Raw genomic sequence first — 19,106 nt, forward strand, 5'->3', positions numbered from 1 at the left:
GCTTCAGTCTGACGTCTGTCTAGCGTCTACTTCGCGCCCGCCGTGCCTGTCGCGGGCGCGATTCGCCACACCGCGTTACCGACATCGTCGGCAACCAGCAGCGCGCCGCGCGCATCCAGCGTGACGCCGACGGGCCGCCCAACCGCGTGCCCATCCGGCGTCAGGAATCCCGTCAGAAAATCTTCCGGTCCGCCCGACGGCTTGCCATTCTCGAACGGCACGAAGATCACCTTGTAGCCCGCAAACGGCTTTCTGTTCCACGAGCCATGCTGGCCGACGAACGCGCCGCCACGATAACGGTCCGGGAACAGCTTGCCGTCATAGAACGCCAACCCGAGCGATGCCGTGTGATTGCCGAGCGCATAGTCCGGCGCGATGGCTCGCGCGACCATGTCCGGGTTCTGCGGCTTCACGCGCGAATCGACATGTTGTCCGTAGTAGCTGAACGGGAAGCCATAGAACGCGCCGTCCTTCACCGACGTCATGTAGTCGGGCACGAGGTTGTTGCCCAGTTCGTCGCGTTCGTTCACGGTCGTCCACAGCATGCCCGTTTGAGGTTGCCACGCCATGCCGTTTGGATTGCGCAGACCGGTTGCGTAAGGCCGCATCGTGCCGCTCGCGATATCGAGTTCGACAATGCGCGCGCGGTCCGCTTCCGCTTCGACGCCATTCTCCGCTGCATTGCTGTTCGAACCGATCGTGATGTAGAGCCGCTTGCCGTCGCGGCTCGCAAGGATATTTTTCGTCCAGTGATGGTTGATCGGGCCGGCGGGCAGATCGGCGACCTTCACGCCCTGCGATGCAATCTTCGTTTCGCCCGTGACGTAATCGAAGCGCAGCAGCGCGTCGGTATCGGCGACATAGAGCTGGTTGCCGATCAGCGCCATGCCGAACGGCGAATGCAGCTTGTCGATGAACACGCTTTGCGTTTCGGCGCTGCCGTCGCCGTCTGCGTCGCGCAGCAGCACGATCCGGTCGGGGCTCGGCACGCCCGCGCCTGCGCGCTTCTGAAACTGCTTCGTGATCCACCCGACCACGCCGCCGCCTTCGTCGTGCGGCTGCGGCGTGTTGGTCTCGGCGACCAGCACGTCGCCGTTCGGCAGCGTGTAGAGCCAGCGCGGATGCTGGAGATTCTCGGCGAACGGCGTCACCGCGAAACCGGGTGGCGCGGTGGGATGCGTGCCGGCGGCACGCGTTTCGACAGGCGCGATGTGGACTGTCGGCACGAGTGATTTCGTGGGCGCGGGCAATGTCGGCGAAGGGCCGAAACTCAATTCTTCCGGCGTCGTGGATGGCGCCGCGCAAGCGGCAAGCGGAACGACGACACTCGCGATCAGAAAGGGACGAACGCGCATGGAACCTCCAGCGTCAGTGCAACCGGGAGCGGCGCAATTGATGACTGCGCAGCAAATGTCTTGCCCGATGCTGACGATTTGTGGCTGGTGAGGTTTGGAGATGGTAGCTCGGACTTCTCCACAGATTTCGTGCACAAGGCTGTGGGTAACCTGGGCAAGACTAGCGCAAGTCATTGACGCCATTCAGGTTGCACACGCTGCATCCGCCTCGCGTCACTCGCGCACGCTTCTTCTACGCGTGGACACGCCGCGAGCTTGTCCACAGTTTCCGTGCACAAGCCTGTGAGTATCCTGCGCAAGACTCACGCAACTCATTGATGCGATTCAGATTGCACGCGATGCATCGGCTATCGCCCAATACACGGCCTCGAGGTTATCCACAGTTTTTGGTGACAACCCTGTGGACAACACCCGGACTCGCGCCTTATCCCACTGACGCATCACGGCTTTTCCTTGCGACGCGCTCACGCAGCACATCCCGCTACTGCCGCGCATGCACGCGCTCCCGAACACCTTCCAGCCGCTCCCGCACAAACCGCACATGCTCGCGCAGCACATAGAACCCATCGGCATAAGCAAGCGGCATCCGCAGCGTATTCAGCGACGCCTCGATGCCATCCAGCTCCGCAAGCAGCTTCGCGCGTTCTTCATCCGATGAACTGCGCATCGCGTCGCGTTCGATCGCGATCAGCGCGCCGTAGTACCGGTAAATCCGCGAGCGCACGCGCCAGCTAAACAGCGCGGGAATCAGCCGCAACGCGGGAATCAGCAGCACAGCGATCGGCAGCAGCAACACCAGCAAACGGTCGACCACCGTCGCGAGCCAGAACGGCAGCGTCCGGTACAGAAAGCTCTTGCCAGACTTGTAGTAGCGCGTCGCATCCTCGCTGATGCGGAATTCGCGCGCGACGGAATTGGGAAACTGCCCAGCCTTCTGCAACAGCCCCGCCGGACCATTCACTTCCTGCGCGGCTTCGATCAACAGATCGGATATCGCCGGATGCAGGTTCGAGCGCGCCACCATTTCGACGGTCGGGCTGATCAGATGAAGCGGCTCGGGCGGAATGCGGCGCCTCAGATCGAGCAGACCAATGGGCAGATCGAGGTTGTCGAGATAAGGAAAGATCCGCGTATAGGCATCCGCTTCGGTGAAATTCATCACCGACACGCCAGGAATGGTCAGCAGACGCAGGATCATCGCGCGCGTGGTCGAGTCGCCGCTCAGCAGCGCCGCGTCGACCTCGCCAGTCACGAGCGCTTTCGCGGCGTCGAGCCCATCGAGCGGCAAGAGTGTCGTATCGCCGTCCGGCACGATGCCGTTCGCCCCGAGCAGTTCGAGCGACAGCATCCGCGTGCCGCTGCCTTCGCGGCCAATGGCAACCCGCTTGCCTTCCAGATCCGACAATTGCGACAGTCCCTTGCCGCGATACACGACGATCAGCGGCACATATGACACCGTGCCGAGCGACATCAGCGACGTCGTGTCCCGGCCAGCCGAGACGCCGCCCTGCACGAGCGCGACATCCACCCTTTGCTTCCGGTCGAGCAGCCGGTCGAGATTCTGCACGGAGCCATCGGACTCCAGCACGTTGAGCGTCACGCCATTGCGCCCGAGTATCTTTCGATATTCCTGCGCGTACTGCATGAACGAGCTGTCGTGCGGACCGGCGCTGATCGTAATCGTGCGCGGCGGCGCGGGATCGACCAGCCATATCACGAGCCAGGCGAGCACGGCGAACAGCACCACGAACGGCAGAAACGACACGGCGAGATCGCGCCACATCGCATGCGTGTGGTCGCGAACGACTCGCGGAGAATGCTGACGAACATTTTTCTTCATGGCCCGGCTCGCCTCCGAGATGCATCATCGCCCATCGTAGCCGTCTCGCGCCGCTCTGTGGAGCACCTTGCGCGCGCCCGTCCAAACCCGTTTCTCCGCACGCGCCAACCGACGATTCCGTCATCGACAACAAAATCGCCGCGAGCACTTGCGCGATCGAAAGTGTGTCTCTATAATTCGCGCTCTTCGCTAGGCTCGTAGCTCAGCTGGTTAGAGCACCACCTTGACATGGTGGGGGTCGTTGGTTCGAGTCCAATCGAGCCTACCAACGAATATACGCAGTAAATGGAAGCGGCAAGCATCGTATGCTTGCCGCTTTTTTTTGCGTTCCGCGCCAACGAAAAAAGCCGAAGAACAAACCTGTCCTTCGGCTTCCGTTCACCGGGCATCGCGCTGACGCGCAATGCCCGGATGCATGTGCAACGGCTTCAGCGCGACATCATGTTCATGCTGACGTTGTGCATCACCCACACCGTCCCGAACACCAGGAACATCGCGGCCAGCACTGTATAGGCGAGCGCAAGCGTATTCCAGCGCTGCCCGGACGTCGACACGCTCATGTGCAGGAAGAACACCAGGTGCACGACGATCTGCACGACAGCGAGCGCCGCCAGCGCGAACGGCGCCGAGGCAGCCGGCAGCCAGCCTTGCAGCACGATGCCGAATGCCGCGGCCGTCAACACCACGGCCAGCACGAACCCAATCACATATCCGCCGATACCGCCATGCCCCGCTTCGCCATGAAGCGCATGAGAATTCGAGTGAGCCATTTAGATCGCGCTCCCGAGATAGACAAAAGTGAACACGCAAATCCACACGACATCGAGGAAGTGCCAGAAAAGACTCAGGCACGTCAGCCGCGTGATTTCACGCTGCGTCAGTTGCGGCGCGCGCGCCACCTGCACGGCGAGCACGGCCATCCAGATCAGCCCCATCGCGACGTGCAAACCGTGCGTGCCGACCAGCACGAAGAACGACGACAGGAACGCGCTGCGCGACGGGCCTGCGCCTTCCGCGAGCAGATGCGAGAACTCGCCCAGTTCGAGCTTCAGGAACACGAGGCCAAGCACGAACGTGACGGCCAGCCAGCCGAGCACGGCACGCGTGTTCTGCCGGCGTGCGGCGACCATCGCGAAGCCGTACGTGATGCTGCTCAACAGCAGCGCAGCCGTTTCGACGGCGACGCCGGGAATGTCGAACAGATCCTTCCCCGTCGGCCCGGCGTTGAACTGATGCGCCATCACGGCAAACACCGCGAATAGCGACGCGAACAGCACGCAGTCGGTCATCAGGTACAGCCAGAAGCCGAACACCGAATGCGATTCGCCATGATGGCCGTGACCATCGGCCCCGTTCAGGGTTGCGGTATGGACTTTTTGCAACATCACTCGACCTCCGCGAGCACCGGCGACACTTCCACATGCTTCGGAAGCGGCGTCCGGCCTTTGTTTTCGATTGCCCGCACGACGTCGGACGGGATGAAATAGCCGTCGTCGCGGCCGAAGCTGCGGCCGATCACGATCGCCGCAATCGCCACCAGCGAGACGATCGCGAGCCACCAGATGTGCCACACGGCCGCGAAACCGAACGCGAGGCTGAACACGCCGATGAAGAAGCCCGCGCTCGTATTCGAAGGCATGTGGATGTCCTGATACGCCGCCTGAATGCCGAGGCCCCTGCCCGTTTCCTTCATATGCGCGAACGCATCCAGTTCTTCGACGACGGGAATCGTCGCGAAGTTATAGACGGGCGGCGGCGACGAGATAGACCATTCGAGCGTGCGGCCACCCCACGGATCGCCCGTGACGTCGCGATACTCCGGCTTGTTGCGATTGATGATGCTGACCACCACCTGCGCGACCTGGAACACGACGCCGACCGCGATCAGCGCGACGCCGCAAGCCGCGACGATCATGTACGGCTGCCAGGCGGGATTGTCGTAGTGGTTCAGACGACGCGTCGCGCCCATGAAGCCGAGCACGTACAGCGGGGTGAACGCCACAAAGAAACCGACGAACCAGCACCAGAACGCGCTCTTGCCGAGCTTGTCGTTGAGCTTGAAGCCGAACACCTTCGGGAACCAGTAGCTGAACCCGGCCAGATAGCCGAACACCACGCCGCCGATAATCGTGTTGTGGAAGTGCGCGACGAGGAACAGCGAGTTATGCAGCACGAAGTCCGCGCCCGGGATCGCGAGCATCACGCCCGTCATGCCGCCGATCGTGAACGTGATCATGAAGCCGATCGTCCATAGCACGGGCGCCGTGAATTCGAGGCGGCCGCGATAGATCGTGAACAGCCAGTTGAAAATCTTCACGCCCGTCGGAATGGCGATGATCATCGTCGCGATACCGAAGAACGCGTTGACGTCGGCGCCCGAGCCCATCGTGAAGAAGTGGTGCGCCCACACGAGGAACGCCAGCACCATGATCGCGCAGGACGCGTACACCATCGTCTTGTAGCCGAACAGCGGCTTCTTCGCGAACGTCGAGATCACTTCCGAGTAGATGCCGAACGCGGGCAGAACCAGGATGTAGACCTCCGGGTGTCCCCAGGCCCAGATCAGGTTCAGGTAAAGCATGGCGTTGCCGCCGGCTTCGTTGGTGAAGAAGTGCATGTCCGCGTAGCGGTCGAGGCCGAGCAGCGCGAGCGCCACCGTCAAGATCGGGAACGTCGCCATGATCAGCACGTTCGAGCACAGCGCCGTCCATGTGAACACGGGCATCTTCATCAGCGTCATGCCGGGCGCGCGCATCTTGATGATCGTCACGAAGAAGTTGATCGCCGTGATCAGCGTGCCGACGCCGGACAGTTCCAGCGCCCAGATGTAGTAATCGACACCCGAGCCCGGACTGAACTGCAACTCGGACAGCGGCGGATACGCCAGCCAGCCGACCTGCGCGAACTCGCCGATCACCAGCGAGATGTTCATCAGGATCGCGCTGATCGCCGTCATCCAGAACGACAGCGAGTTCAGGAACGGGAACGCGACATCGCGCGCGCCGATCTGCAACGGCACCACGATATTGAAGAGCCCCACCATCAGCGCCATCGCCATGAAGAAGATCATGATGACGCCATGCGCGGTGAAGATCTGGTCATAGTGATGCGGCGGCAGATAGCCGGTCGCGCCGCCGCTCGCGAGCGCGAGTTGCAGGCGCATCATCACAGCGTCGGCGAAACCGCGCAGCAGCATCAGCACGGCGACGACGATATACATCACGCCGATGCGCTTGTGATCGACGGACGTAAGCCATTCCGTCCACAGCCAGCGCCATTTTTTCAGGCGCGTCACGAGCACGACGACGGCCAGCACAATCAGCCCCATCAGGGCGGCCGCGCCCATGATGATCGGCTGATCGAACGGAATCGCCTCTAAAGTCAGATTGCCGAACATGGGTCACTCCTTCGAAGTGTTCGTGATGCAGTTGGCGTCACGGAAATCGACGACATGCCCGCTGTTGTATTTCGCGATGACGTTGCGGAACAGCTTCGGGTCGACCGCGGAGAAGTAGCGCACCGGGTTTTTCTCGCTCGGTTTCGCGACCGCGTAGTACCCGTCCATATCGAGCCGTTCCGGCGATGCCTTCACCTTCTGCACCCAGGTATTGAAATCGGCGGCGCTAACGGCGAGCGTGCGGAACTTCATGTCCGAAAAGCCCTTGCCGCTGAAGTTCGCCGATACGCCCGCGTAGTCGCCCGGTTCATCCGCGATCAGATGCACGCGCGTCTGCATGCCCGCCATCGCGTAGACCTGCGTGCCGAGTTGCGGGATGAAGAACGAGTTCATCACCGAATCCGACGTGATGTGGAAGTTAACGGGCGTGCCGACGGGCATCGCCAGCTGGTTCACCGACGCAATGCCGAGATCGGGATAAATGAACAGCCACTTCCAGTCGAGCGCGACGACTTCGACGTCGATCGGCTTCACGTTCGATTCGAGCGGCTTGTAAGGATCGAGCTCGTGCGTGGTTCGCCACGTCAGAATGCCGAGGAACAGGATGATCAGCGCGGGGATCGTCCACACGACCACTTCGATTGCGGTTGAGTGCGCCCACTTCGGCGCGTAGACCGCACTTTTGTTCGACGCGCGGTAGCGCCACGCAAAAAACAACGTCAACAGAATGACGGGTACGACGACGAGCAGCATCGTCCACGTCGCTGTCGCGATCAGCGACTTCTCGGCGACGCCGACGCTGCCCTTCGGATCGAGCACTTCAAGTTGACATCCCGTGAGAAACGCGGTCAGACCGATGCTGACCGGTAAGAGGCAAGCTCTTAAGGTTTTTCTGGCTAACATGTTTGCCCAATAATCGTTGAACCACGCTGAACACGTGTGGGGTTTGCAAGGCAAAGCGCACAAGGTCCTATGTGCCCCGCGATTCTATGGACGCGCTGCGTTTGAAGTCCTGATCCGCGTCAAGGACACGACGCTAAGGTATGTGATGGATGTGCGACCGGATGTCACACGGTCGAAGGATGGCGGGTGTTTTTGTTTTTTCTTGTGTTCGCCCGCTCGCCTTTGATGCACGGAAGCTGTCAGGCGAGTGTGTCGACAAGCCGCCCGATCGTCGAATGGATGCGGGCGGCCATGTGAATTGCGCTTAGCTCGCGAGATCGGCGGGCAGCTTGCCGCCATTCGCGGCGAGCGCCGTCATCAACTGCTTGTGGAGCCAGAGGTTCATCGACGCCGAATCGTTCGTGTCGCCGCCGTACTTCAGTTCGCCCGCCAGCTGCTTGCGATGCTCGAGGCTGCTGTCGACGTCGAGCAGCTTCATCAGATCGACGATCGAACGACGCCAGTCGAGCTTTTGCGGGTTCGCCGCGGCCAGCTGGTCCATCACGGCCGCGACATCGACGTCCGCGAGCGCCGTCGAGACAGGTGCGCCTGCCGACGCTTCCGCAGGCGCAGGCGCGATGGGTTCGGCGGGCAGCGTCTCAGCCGGCTTGGCCTTGCCGAAAATCTTGCTGACGATGGTTCCAAAGATGCTCATGGTGTGGGTCCTTCCTTTTCAAGTGGATAACGAGAGACTGCACAACATCGTCCGCCTTCCGTTTGTCTGGATTCACGGCGACGCTGCTTGCGACTAACGCCATTTGATCCGAACCGTTGACCTTTGCGTGTGGTCGGTCGCAAGTTTCACGTTTGTTCGCACTTCGGTGCGTCCACGCGACACCTCCGTGTCAAATTTTGAAAAACTTTGCATGCCTTAGCAAACTTCTTCTTCGTTTGATGAAAAATCCTGGTCTGACGTGACTTTCCTTCCCTCTCTCCCACAACGCCATCACAACCATGAAAAAACTGTTGACCATCGCAGCCTGCGCCCTTTCCCTGTCGATGCTCGCCGCGTGCAGCGGCCTCGATCGCAGCAAGGAAGAGGCGCTGAACCAGCAAGCCGGGATCGAAGTAACGCAGACCAAGGAAGGCGTACAGGTTCGTCTGCCGGAGAAGGTCCTGTTTAACTTCAACGAATCGAGCTTGCGTCCTGACGCGGGCCCTGCGATTGCCCGCGTGGTGGTCGTACTTAGCCGCACGCAGAAGCCAATGATCGTCGAAGGCCATACGGATAACGTCGGCACGCGCGAGTACAACCAGCAGTTGTCCGAAGCGCGCGCGAAGTCGGTCGCGGATGAACTCGAGCGCCGCGGCATCAGCGCGTCGCGCATCACGCTGGTCGGCTATGCGTTCGATCGCCCCGTGGCGGACAACGACACGCCCGATGGCCGCGCACGAAACCGGCGTACGGAGATCGTCGTGAAGGGCGAATCCCTCGAAGCCGTGATGGGCAAGTAATCGTTCGTCGTACTCAGTCAAGCGCCGTTCGGTGGCGCCTGACTGTGGCTCGATCGGTTTCGCGAGCACGTAAAGATTTGTCAAAACGTCGCTGCAACTATCGCATGCCGTCAACGCGAGAATTTTGAGACCGTTAGACCCGCTTCTCTTGCTGATTCGTGGTCTACCGTGTCAACCGTTCGTCTTTTTGGAATACTAGGAATTTTCGGATTATTTGCCGGTTGCGCGCAGATTCCGTCGGAGCATCAGGCGTCGAGCACGATAGAAATCGTGTCGACGCCAATCACACCCGCCAACCCGGATAGCGTGTCGGATAACGAGAAGGTTCAATCTGAAGTCATCGCACTCCGGCCGGCTGGCGCCGCGCTGCAAACGGGCCACGCGTCATGGTATGCGCGCAAGTTCGAGGGACGCCGCACTGCAAATGGAGAGCGTTACAACGGCCACGCGATGACGGCTGCGCATCGCTCGCTGCCGTTCGGCACGTATGTGCGCGTGACGTCGCTGTCCACTACGAGGTCGGTGGTGGTTCGCATCAACGATCGCGGCCCGTTCGTCAAGGGACGCGTCATCGATTTGTCTTATGCAGCGGCAAGTGCACTCGGCCTGACTCGAGCGCCGTCGATGGACGTGCGGATTGAACGAGTCGAAGAGCAAGCAGACACTCGAACGGCATCCGGTGGATCAGAATCTTGAACCGCAAGACGGCGATATCTCATGCACACGCGGCGAGACGGAAGAAAATCAGCGTAGTAGCGCGGCATGTCGCAGTTGCCGCGTGCATCGTCGCCTGGTGTGCTTCCGATGCGTTCGCCGCACGCCGTACGCCCGAGGCACTCGAAGCAGATAGCGCGGCGCGCAGCCCGGCGAAGCAGGCCCTCAAAAAGCCCAAAACCGACAAGAAGGCGTCAAAGGCCTCAAAGCCCTCACGCAAAACCCACCGTAAAGCCAAAGCGGCTCATCGCCCAGACGTGTTTTACCGCTGGTCCGACGAACAGCTGATGTTGGGCGGCGTCAGCCCATCGCAAATCGGCAAGCGCGACGAGGACGCAAACGGTAAGCAGACAAGCAAAGGCGCAGCCTCCTCAAAATAGACGCCGCGCCCGTCATCCAGTCTTAAATAGACCCGCCGCTGTACCTCACGACATCCAGCAGCGTCTTCTTCCTGTCCCGGTAGTGATATAGGGAGATCGCGCCTTCCTTCATGTCGCCGTGCGCGTCGAAGGCGATATGTCCGATCACACCGTTGTAGTCGGACATGGGCATCGCGGCGAGCACCTTCGCGGCGTCGGTGGTGTTGGCCCGCTTCATTGCATCGACGACCACGTACACGGCGTCGTAGGCGAACGGAGCGTTGAAGAGAATCGGGCCGTTGAAACGCGCCTCGAAGCGCTTTTCGAACTCGGCACCCTGCGGCATGCGCGATATCGCGAGACTTGCTTCGGAACAAACGAGATTGTTCACAGCATCGCCCGCAAGCGCCGCCACCTTTTCCGTGCACGCGCCGTCGCCGCTCAGAACTTTCGCACTCAAACCAAGCGCCGCCGCCTGACGAATGAACGGACCGACCGTCGAATCCATCCCGCCGAACATGATGACATCCGGATGCGCGCTCTTGATGGTGGTGAGAATGGCGCGGAAGTCGGTGGACTTGTCGGTCGTGGCCTCGCGCGCGACGACGCGCCCGCCGCCCGCCTGCGCCGCCTTCGCGAACTCGTCGGCGAGGCCTTTGCCGTAGGCCGTTGCGTCGTCGACGACGGCAATGGTCTTCGCATTCAACGACTTCAGCGCGTAATCGCCGAGCGCGGGCCCTTGCTGCGCATCCGTCGCGACCACGCGATACGCGCTTTTGTAGCCCTGCTTCGTGTAATCGGGGTTTGTCGACGACGGCGAAATCTCCGCGATGTTCGCGTCGTTATAGATGCGCGACGCGGGAATCGATACGCCCGAGTTCAGGTGGCCGATCACCGCGACCACATGCTCGTCGACGAACTTCTGCGCGATCTGCGTGCCTGTCTTCGGATCGGCCGCGTCGTCTTCGCCGTCGAGTTCGAGACGCACCTTCTGTCCGGCGATCACGAGCCCCGTCTTGTTGATTTCTTCGACAGCGAGCCGCGCGCCGTTCTCGTTGTCCTTGCCGAGATGGCTGCTGCCGCCTGTGAGCGGACCCGCGTGGCCGATCGTCACCACCTGCTCGGCTGGACCGCCATTGCCTTGCGCGGCCTCGTGCGATGGGGGCTCTTTCTTGTTGCAACCCATCAGCGTCAAGCTGGTCAGCGAGATGCCGACCACTGTCAGTTTTACCAGATTGTTCACAGCTTTCTCCTCCATGATTGTTTGAATTTTCAATCTACCGTCGTTCGATTCGCATTCCGAATAGATACTCAAAAACGGTAGCACAGGGGAAAAGCCGGGACTGTAAAGATTGGTCAAGCGGAAATGGAGGACTATTGGTACGCTGCACAACGACAAACGGGCTAGCCGAAGCTAGCCCGTTTGCTTTTGCTGCGAGAACGACACCCGTCGATCAGGCCTCAACCAGTTCCGCTGCCTGCGCGTCTTCCAGATCTTCGACGCTCGAACGGATCAGATGATCGAACGCGGCCAGCGATGCCTTCGCGCCCTCGCCGACAGCGATCACGATCTGCTTGAACGGCACCGTCGTCACGTCGCCGGCGGCGAACACACCCGGCACCGACGTCGCGCCCTTAGCATCGACAACGATCTCGCCGTGCTTCGACAGCTCGACCGTGCCCTTCAGCCATTCGGTGTTCGGCACCAGACCGATCTGCACGAACACGCCTTCCAGCTCGACATGCTTCGACTCGCCCGACGCACGGTCCGTGTAGATCAGACCGTTGACCTTCTTGCCGTCGCCCGTGATTTCCGTCGTCTGTGCCTGGGTGATGACCGTCACGTTCGCGAGGCTGCGCAGCTTGCGTTGCAGCACTTCGTCGGCGCGCAGTTGTGCGCCGAATTCGATCAGCGTCACATGGCTCACGACACCCGCCAGGTCGATCGCCGCTTCGACGCCCGAGTTACCACCGCCGACCACCGCGACGCGCTTGCCCTTGAACAGCGGACCATCGCAGTGCGGGCAATACGCAACACCATGATTGCGGTACTCGCGCTCGCCCGGCACGTTGATCTCGCGCCAGCGCGCGCCCGTCGCCAGCACGATCGTCTTCGCCTTCAGCACCGCGCCGCTCGCGAGGCGTACTTCGTTGATCTTGCCGGGGATCAGCGCTTCGGCGCGCTGTACGTCCATCACGTCGACTTCATAGCTCTTCACGTGCTGCTCGAGCGCCGTGGCGAACTTCGGCCCTTCCGTTTCCTGCACCGACACGAAGTTTTCGATCGCCAGCGTGTCGAGCACCTGCCCGCCGAAGCGTTCCGCGACGACACCCGTCGCAATGCCCTTGCGCGCCGCGTAGATCGCGGCCGCCGCGCCAGCAGGACCGCCACCGACGATCAGCACGTCGAACACCGGCTTGTTCTCCAGTTCCTTCGCGGCGCGCGCGCCGGCGTTGGTGTCGAGCTTCGCGAGGATTTCCTTCACGCCGCTGCGGCCCTGGCCGAACACTTCGCCGTTCAGGAACATCGTCGGCACGGCCATGATCTGGCGCGACTCGACTTCGTTCTGGAACAGCGCACCGTCGATCGCCACGTGCTGGATGCGCGGGTTGATCAGCGCCATGATGTTGAGCGCCTGAACGACTTCCGGGCAGTTCTGGCACGACAGCGAGAAATACGTCTCGAACGCGAAGTCGCCGTCGAGTTCGCGGATCTGCTGGATCACGGCGTCGTCGAGTTTGATCGGGTGGCCGCCCGTTTGCAGCAGCGCCAGCACCAGCGACGTGAACTCATGACCCATCGGAATGCCGGCGAAGCGGATACCCGCGGCCTTGCCCGGCTCGCCGATCGAAAACGACGGCTTCCGTTCGTCGTCGCCGCGGCGCTCGATCACGCTGACGCGCTCCGACAGCGTCGCGATGTCGTTCAGCAGCGCGAGCATTTCCTGCGACTTCGCGCTGTCGTCGACGGAGGCGACGATCTCGATGGGACGGCTGACTTTCTCGAGGTAGGCTTTGAGTTGGGTCTTCAGATTCGCGTCGAGCATGGTTTTTCGAGTCCGTGGCGAGATGGGAATGAGAGGTTCGATCGCGCCAATGCGTTACGACGAACGCGGCGCGTAAGGCAGTTCGCAAGGCTTGTGACCTTGCGGACTGCCTCACAACGGCGCCGCGCGAGGCGGCGCCGCTCAAGGCAGGGTTTGCAGCGGGTAGCGTGTGGCTTCTAGCGAGCCGGCAACTTAGATCTTGCCGATCAGGTCCAGCGACGGCGTCAGCGTTTCAGCGCCCGGCGTCCACTTGGCGGGGCAAACTTCACCCGGGTGCGCCGCGATGTATTGCGCAGCCTGCACCTTGCGCAGCAGTTCGCCAGCGTCACGGCCGATGCCGTTGTCGTGGATTTCGCACAGCTTGATCTCGCCTTCCGGGTTGATCACGAACGTGCCGCGCAGCGCCAGACCTTCTTCTTCGATCAGAACGTCGAAGTTGCGCGAGATTGCCAGCGTCGGGTCAGCGATCATCGGGTACTTGATCTTTTGGATCGTGTCCGACGTGTCGTGCCATGCCTTGTGCGTGAAGTGCGTATCCGTCGACACGCTGTAGATTTCAACGCCGATTTTCTTGAATTCTGCGTAACGGTCGGCCAGATCGCCCAATTCCGTCGGACACACGAACGTGAAGTCGGCCGGATAGAACACGACGACGGACCACTTGCCCTTCAAGCTTTCGTCGGTGACGGTCACGAAATCGCCATTGTGGTATGCGGTGGCCTTGAACGGTTTGACCTGGCTGTTGATGATCGGCATCTGATGCGTCCTCTTGGTTGAGTGGGTTTGGGTGCTGCGATGGGTTGAAGTATGAAGAAGTCGCAGAATTTGATAAATTTGATTGTTGCGATGCACCCTATTTAAATTTCCTATCGACTAGCCCAAACCCTTGCCCGACAAGGGAAAGCGCCCCGGGCGCGCCGCTTCGGGCGCGCGTAGAATTGCCGAAAAAAGTGTCGGGGCAAGTGTCCTGGCAGGCGTTTTCAGCAGAGGTTTTCGTTTGAGTGAGCTTCAACAGGGGTTTCTTCTCACCCGTCATTGGCGCGATACGGCCGCCGGAACGGAGGTCGAGTTCTGGCTCGCGACCGACGACGGTCCGCGCCATATTCGCCTGCGCCCGCAGCCGAACGTCGCGTTCATTCCCGCCGCGCACCGCGAGCGCGCGGAGGACGTGCTGCATCGGGAGAAAACCGCCCAGTCGCGCGGCGTCGAACTGCGCCCGCTCGATTTGTGCGACTTCCAGCATCGGCCGGTGCTGGGGCTGTATTGCCCGCAGTATCGGCAACTGACCGGGATCGAAAAGCGTCTGAAACAGGGTGGCGTCGACGTCTACGAAGCCGACGTGTTCCCGCCCGAGCGCTACATGATGGAGCGTTTCATCACCGCGCCCGTGCTGTTCGGCGGCGAGGCGAATCCCGTCGGCGGGCCGTTGCTGAACGCCGACATGAAGCCCGCGAGCGGCTATCGTCCGAAACTCAAGCTGGTTTCACTCGATATCGAAACCAGCGCGCACGCCGAGTTGTATTCGATCGCGCTGGAAGGCTGCGGGCAGCGTCAGGTGTACATGCTCGGTCCGCAGAACGGCGACGCGTCGGACCTCGACTTCGCGCTCGAGTATTGCGACACGCGGGCGCAACTGATCGAGCGGCTGATCGGATGGCTTGAGACGCACGATCCCGACGCGATCATCGGCTGGAACGTCGTGCAGTTCGATTTGAAAGTGCTGCATGAAACCGCGCAGAAGTGCGGCGTGCCGCTGCGCATCGGGCGCGGCGGCGCGGTGATGGAATGGCGCGAGCATGGCCTGAAGCAGAACCATTTCTTTGCGGGCGCGGCGGGGCGGCTGATCATCGACGGCATCGAGGCGCTGCGCTCGGCCACGTGGAGCTTTCCGTCGTTCAGCCTCGAATACGTCGCGCAGTCCGTGCTCGGCGAAGGCAAGTCGATCGACAATCCGTATCAGCGGATGGACGAAATCCAGCGGCGTTTCGACGAAGACAAGCCCGCGCTCGCCCGCTACAACCTGAAAGATTGCGAACTCGTCACGCGCATCTTTGCCAAAACGGACCTGCTGCCGTTCCTGCTCGAACGCGCGACTGTCACGGGACTGCCTGCCGACCGCAGCGGCGGATCGGTGGCGGCGTTCACGCATCTATATATGCCGCGCATGCACCGGCTCGGCTACGTCGCGCCGAATCTCGGCGACGTAGCGGGCGCGGCCAGCCCTGGCGGCTTCGTGATGGACTCGAAGCCCGGCCTTTATGATTCCGTGCTCGTGCTCGACTACAAGAGCCTGTATCCGTCGATCATCCGCACGTTTCTGATCGATCCCGTGGGCCTGGTCGACGGCGCGCGTCATCCCGACGACGAGCATTCCGTGCCCGGCTTCCTTGGCGCGCGTTTCTCGCGGGCGCACCACTGCCTGCCGTCGATCGTCGCGCAGGTGTGGGAAGGACGCGAAGCCGCGAAGCGCGAGCAGAACAAGCCGTTATCGCAGGCGCTGAAAATCATCATGAATGCGTTCTACGGCGTGCTCGGCTCGACAGGCTGCCGGTTCTTCGATCCGCGCCTTGCGTCGTCGATCACGATGCGCGGCCACGAGATCATGCATCGCACGCGTGAGTTGATCGAAGCGCGCGGGTATGCGGTGATCTACGGTGACACCGATTCGACTTTTGTGTGGCTGCGCCACGCGCATGGTGAGGAAGACGCGGCGCGCATCGGACGAGAGCTGGTTAGCGGAATCAATGCGTGGTGGCGTGAGCATTTGCGCGAGCGGTTCGGGCTGGATAGCGCGCTGGAGTTGCAGTTCGAGCGGCATTACAAGCGCTTTTTCATGCCGACCGTGCGCGGCGCGGAGGAAGGCAGCAAGAAGCGTTACGCGGGGTTGACTGTGCTTGCCGATGGCAGTGAAGAAGTGGTCTACAAGGGTCTGGAGACGGTGCGCACCGACTGGACACCGCTTGCGCAGCGATTCCAGCAGGAACTGTATCTGCGGATTTTCAAACAGCAGCCGTATCGGGATTATGTGCGCGACTATGTGCGGCGCACGCTGGCGGGTGAGTTCGATGATCTGCTCGTGTATCGCAAGCGGCTGCGTCGGGCGCTGTCCGACTATGAGCGCAATGTGCCGCCGCATGTGCGTGCTGCGCGTTCCGCCGATGAGTTCAACCGGCAGCGCGGCCGGCCGCTGCAATATCAGAATGGCGGATGGATCAGTTATGTGATGACCGGCAGCGGGCCTGAGCCGCTCGAAACGCTGCGCTCGGAAATCGACTATGAGCATTATCTGACGCGGCAGCTTCAGCCTGTGGCGGATGCGATTTTGCCTTTGCTGAAGGATGATTTTGCTACGCTGGCTTCGGGGCAGAAGCAGTTGTTTTGAGGGGTTTTTTCTGTCTGCGACGCTGGGTGGGTTTTTTACTCTGCGCTGGCATCCGCGTTTGCGTTTTCTCGGCGCGGCCGGGTTGGGTGTGCTGGTCTTTTCACTGGCATCCGCGTTTTGTCTTCGTGCTTCAAGCGTCGCCCCTGTGCGGGGCGGAATGTCTTTTCGCTGGCTTCCGCGTTTGCGCTTTCTCGGCGCGGCCGGTTTGGTTGTTCTAGCCTTTTCGCTGGCATCCGCGCTATGCCTTCGTGCTCCACGCGTCGCCCCTGTGCGGGGCGGCACCTACTTTTCTTTGCCGCCGCAAAGAAAAGTAGGCAAAAGAAAGCGGCTCACACCGCCAACATTTCTTCTTGCCTGAGGGCCCCCAAAGGGTCTTACGCTTCACACGGCGGCATTTCTGTTCGCGTTCGTTGCCAACGCTTCGAATGACCGCCTCACCCACTTCAAACACCCGAACAAGAGCTAGGGGCAGCGAATGGTTTGCGCCGCCCAGGTGGCAAACTGTGTGTAGGTTGTCGCGTGGTATAGCTTGGCGCTCTTACAGGGTGGGACGCGTGCGCTATCGGTCCGGAGTGAGGCGTGTGTGGCGCGATGGCCTACACACAGTTTGCCACCTGGGCGGCGGTGGACTATCTGGCAAGGCATGCTGAAACGCGGGCGCGTGAAGCGGGTGAGGCGCACTGCAAGAACGCTGGCAACGAACTTGAACCGAGAAGTTGCCGCGTGAAGTAAGGGACCGGTTGGGGTCCCTCAGGCAGGAAGAAATGTTGGCGGTGTGAGCCGCTTTCTTTTGCCTACTTTTCTTTGCGGCGGCAAAGAAAAGTAGGTGCCGCCCCGCACAGGGGCGACGCGTGGAGCACGAAGGCATAGCGCGGATGCCAGCGAAAAGGCTAGAACAACCAAACCGGCCGCGCCGAGAAAACGCAAACGCGGATGCCAGTGCAGAGGCCAGAACAACCAAACCGGATGCCAGCGAAAAAACAAAATCACCACCCAGCGTCGCAGACAAAACCAAACCCAAACCTAACCACTCTGCTCAACAGGCACAACAACCACCTCAACCCGCTGCGCCCCGCGCAAAACACTCACACTCACAGAGCGCCCAATCCTGGACCCATCCAGCACGCGCTGCAGCGCATCGACCCCCTCAACAACCTGCCCATCAACCGCAACGATCGTATCATCCGTCCGCAGCCCGCCGAGCGCGGCGGGACTCCCCTTAACGATCTCCATCACCCGCACGCCGCTTTCCGACTCCAGCGCAAAATACCGCTGCACACGCCGCGGCAGCGCGAAAGTCGTACCCGCCACGCCGATATAAGCCCGCCGCACGCGCCCGTGCGCAAAAATCTGCATGATGACCCACTTCGCAGTATCGATCGCCGTCGCAAAGCTGATCGACTGCGCGCCCGGAATGATCGCCGTATTCACACCGATCACCTGGCCCGCGGAGTTGATCAACGGCCCGCCCGAATTGCCAGGATTGAGCGCGGCATCCGTCTGGATCACGTCATAGATCATGCGGCCCGAGTTCGACCTCAGCGAGCGGCCGAGCGCGGAAACCACGCCCGCCGTCACCGTCTGCTCGAGCCCAAGCGGATTGCCAACCGCGATCGCGATCTGCCCGACGCGCAGCTTGCCCGATTCGCCGAGCGCGACATGCGGCAGCGGCTCCGGCGAGCCGACACGCAACACAGCCAGGTCGCTGTGCGGATCGTCGCCGACCAGATCGGCGTCGAACTTCGTGCCGTCGGCGAGCTGCACGCGGATATGCGTGGCGCCGTGCACGACATGGCTGTTGGTCAGAAGATAACCATCGGGTGTGAAAATAAAGCCCGAGCCGGTGCCCGCACGCGCATGGCGCTCCGGCGCACCCGGCACGCGGCGCTCGACAGTGATGAAGACGACGGCCGCCCGCACCCGTTCGAGCGCATCGATGACGGTGCGCGAATAGGCGTCGAGGAGTGCGTCGTCTTCGGACGACCCGGCGGCAGCGGCGCCTGGCAGCGCACCCGACAGATCGTCGACAAAACGGGGACGGCTTCCCATGACAAGGCTCCGTATAAACGAGAGCCGCACATGCAGGGCAGGCAAGCCGTTTTCAAGCGCGGCCGCCGGCGAGGGAAAAACGACGAGGTCAGCCCGGGGAGAAAAGTCAGATAAGCCTGAGGTTGCGGATGCGGCCGATGCGAGGAGAACGTTCGAGTATCAGCTTCTCGATTGCTTCGGGCAGCAGCGCCTTGGGAATGTTCGACGGTACATCCGTCACCAGTTGCGACGGCACATTCACGATGAAGTCGTCGGGAGCGGTGACGAGGCTGTGCTCGTAGGTAACGCGGTAGTCCATGCTGGGTGCGAAAACGTAGATGATGTTGCGAAATCGTGGCGTCGGAAGGCGCGCCGCTATCGCGCGGGCGCATTCTTTCCGAGATCGTACCGCAGACCCGCAGCGCGCGCGGCACAGCATGCGCCGGCAATGTGCGCCGCCTAACGCCTAACGCCGAACACCAGCCACCGGGCTGCCCACGTGCCGCGCCACGCAAAAGCCGGACGGACGCTCACGCTTCCACATCCGGCTTCTTTGGGTCTCGATCATGTAATCGTTCTGGATGATT

Annotated in this window: 16 protein-coding genes and 1 tRNA gene; 5 read left to right on the forward strand and 12 right to left on the reverse strand. The window is 61.5% G+C overall.

Annotated elements, in window-relative coordinates; all coding sequences use genetic code 11:
• Window positions 1-26: 26 nt before the first annotated feature.
• Both C2L64_RS28635 and C2L64_RS28640 read right to left on the reverse strand, forming a co-directional pair.
• Entirely contained in the window at window positions 27-1,355 is a 1,329-nt protein-coding gene (locus tag C2L64_RS28635; RefSeq protein ID WP_009770508.1) for a PQQ-dependent sugar dehydrogenase, read from the reverse strand.
• A gap of 481 nt (window positions 1,356-1,836) precedes the next feature.
• Window positions 1,837-3,195, reverse strand: coding sequence for a TAXI family TRAP transporter solute-binding subunit (locus C2L64_RS28640; RefSeq protein ID WP_009770507.1), 1,359 nt, complete (start codon window positions 3,193-3,195; stop codon window positions 1,837-1,839).
• Between the two features lie 191 nt (window positions 3,196-3,386).
• Between C2L64_RS28640 and C2L64_RS28645 the strand changes: the two genes are divergently transcribed.
• A tRNA-Val gene (locus tag C2L64_RS28645) sits at window positions 3,387-3,463 on the forward strand.
• Window positions 3,464-3,623: 160 nt separating this feature from the next.
• Here C2L64_RS28645 and cyoD read toward each other — a convergent pair.
• The 5 genes from cyoD to C2L64_RS28670 all read right to left on the reverse strand — a co-directional run bounded on the left by cyoD (window position 3,624) and on the right by C2L64_RS28670 (window position 8,189).
• On the reverse strand, window positions 3,624-3,965 hold the full coding sequence (gene cyoD / locus C2L64_RS28650) for a cytochrome o ubiquinol oxidase subunit IV (RefSeq protein ID WP_009770506.1): 342 nt from the start codon (window positions 3,963-3,965) through the stop codon (window positions 3,624-3,626).
• Window positions 3,966-4,580 carry a cytochrome o ubiquinol oxidase subunit III gene (gene cyoC, locus C2L64_RS28655; RefSeq protein ID WP_007737175.1) on the reverse strand — a complete coding sequence of 205 codons (615 nt, stop codon included), beginning with the start codon at window positions 4,578-4,580 and terminating at the stop codon, window positions 3,966-3,968.
• Window positions 4,580-6,592: a cytochrome o ubiquinol oxidase subunit I gene (cyoB, locus tag C2L64_RS28660; RefSeq protein ID WP_009770505.1), complete on the reverse strand. Its 2,013-nt coding sequence runs from the start codon at window positions 6,590-6,592 to the stop codon at window positions 4,580-4,582. The genes cyoC and cyoB overlap by 1 nt, the downstream gene beginning before the upstream one ends.
• 3 nt (window positions 6,593-6,595) lie before the next feature.
• Window positions 6,596-7,495 carry a ubiquinol oxidase subunit II gene (cyoA, locus tag C2L64_RS28665; protein ID WP_009770504.1) on the reverse strand — a complete coding sequence of 300 codons (900 nt, stop codon included), beginning with the start codon at window positions 7,493-7,495 and terminating at the stop codon, window positions 6,596-6,598.
• Between the two features lie 304 nt (window positions 7,496-7,799).
• Window positions 7,800-8,189: a DUF3597 domain-containing protein gene (locus tag C2L64_RS28670; RefSeq protein WP_009770503.1), complete on the reverse strand. Its 390-nt coding sequence runs from the start codon at window positions 8,187-8,189 to the stop codon at window positions 7,800-7,802.
• Window positions 8,190-8,488: 299 nt separating this feature from the next.
• Here C2L64_RS28670 and C2L64_RS28675 point away from each other — a divergent pair, with 299 nt between their 5' ends.
• The 3 genes from C2L64_RS28675 (at window position 8,489) to C2L64_RS28685 (ending at window position 10,083) form a co-directional block, all read left to right on the forward strand.
• A complete protein-coding gene (locus tag C2L64_RS28675; RefSeq protein WP_007737181.1) occupies window positions 8,489-8,989 on the forward strand; it encodes an OmpA family protein in 501 nt (166 codons plus the stop codon).
• A 270-nt stretch (window positions 8,990-9,259) separates the two neighbouring features.
• Window positions 9,260-9,685 (forward strand): septal ring lytic transglycosylase RlpA family protein, encoded by a 426-nt coding sequence (locus C2L64_RS28680; protein WP_009770502.1) that lies wholly within the window; start codon window positions 9,260-9,262, stop codon window positions 9,683-9,685.
• On the forward strand, window positions 9,682-10,083 hold the full coding sequence (locus C2L64_RS28685) for a hypothetical protein (RefSeq protein ID WP_009770501.1): 402 nt from the start codon (window positions 9,682-9,684) through the stop codon (window positions 10,081-10,083). The genes C2L64_RS28680 and C2L64_RS28685 overlap by 4 nt, the downstream gene beginning before the upstream one ends.
• A gap of 22 nt (window positions 10,084-10,105) precedes the next feature.
• On the opposite strand, the gene C2L64_RS28690 is transcribed toward C2L64_RS28685, so the two are convergent.
• The 3 genes from C2L64_RS28690 to ahpC form a co-directional block, all read right to left on the reverse strand.
• Window positions 10,106-11,248, reverse strand: a complete 1,143-nt coding sequence (locus C2L64_RS28690) for a branched-chain amino acid ABC transporter substrate-binding protein (RefSeq protein ID WP_407671841.1) — start codon at window positions 11,246-11,248, stop codon at window positions 10,106-10,108.
• A gap of 268 nt (window positions 11,249-11,516) precedes the next feature.
• On the reverse strand, window positions 11,517-13,109 hold the full coding sequence (ahpF, locus tag C2L64_RS28695; RefSeq protein WP_009770499.1) for an alkyl hydroperoxide reductase subunit F: 1,593 nt from the start codon (window positions 13,107-13,109) through the stop codon (window positions 11,517-11,519).
• A gap of 192 nt (window positions 13,110-13,301) precedes the next feature.
• Complete coding sequence (gene ahpC, locus C2L64_RS28700; RefSeq protein WP_009770498.1) at window positions 13,302-13,865, reverse strand: alkyl hydroperoxide reductase subunit C; 564 nt, start codon at window positions 13,863-13,865, stop codon at window positions 13,302-13,304.
• Window positions 13,866-14,106: 241 nt separating this feature from the next.
• Between ahpC and C2L64_RS28705 the strand changes: the two genes are divergently transcribed.
• The gene (locus C2L64_RS28705; RefSeq protein ID WP_009770497.1) at window positions 14,107-16,491 is read left to right on the forward strand and encodes a DNA polymerase II; all 2,385 of its coding nucleotides are present in this window, start codon (window positions 14,107-14,109) and stop codon (window positions 16,489-16,491) included.
• Window positions 16,492-17,514: 1,023 nt separating this feature from the next.
• Here C2L64_RS28705 and C2L64_RS28710 read toward each other — a convergent pair.
• Window positions 17,515-18,540, reverse strand: coding sequence for a S1C family serine protease (locus tag C2L64_RS28710; protein WP_007586025.1), 1,026 nt, complete (start codon window positions 18,538-18,540; stop codon window positions 17,515-17,517).
• 106 nt (window positions 18,541-18,646) lie between these two features.
• Window positions 18,647-18,838 carry a hypothetical protein gene (locus C2L64_RS28715; RefSeq protein ID WP_007586026.1) on the reverse strand — a complete coding sequence of 64 codons (192 nt, stop codon included), beginning with the start codon at window positions 18,836-18,838 and terminating at the stop codon, window positions 18,647-18,649.
• Window positions 18,839-19,106 lie beyond the last annotated feature (268 nt).

Origin of the sequence: Paraburkholderia hospita (assembly GCF_002902965.1) — a bacterium.
Classification (GTDB): domain Bacteria; phylum Pseudomonadota; class Gammaproteobacteria; order Burkholderiales; family Burkholderiaceae; genus Paraburkholderia; species Paraburkholderia hospita.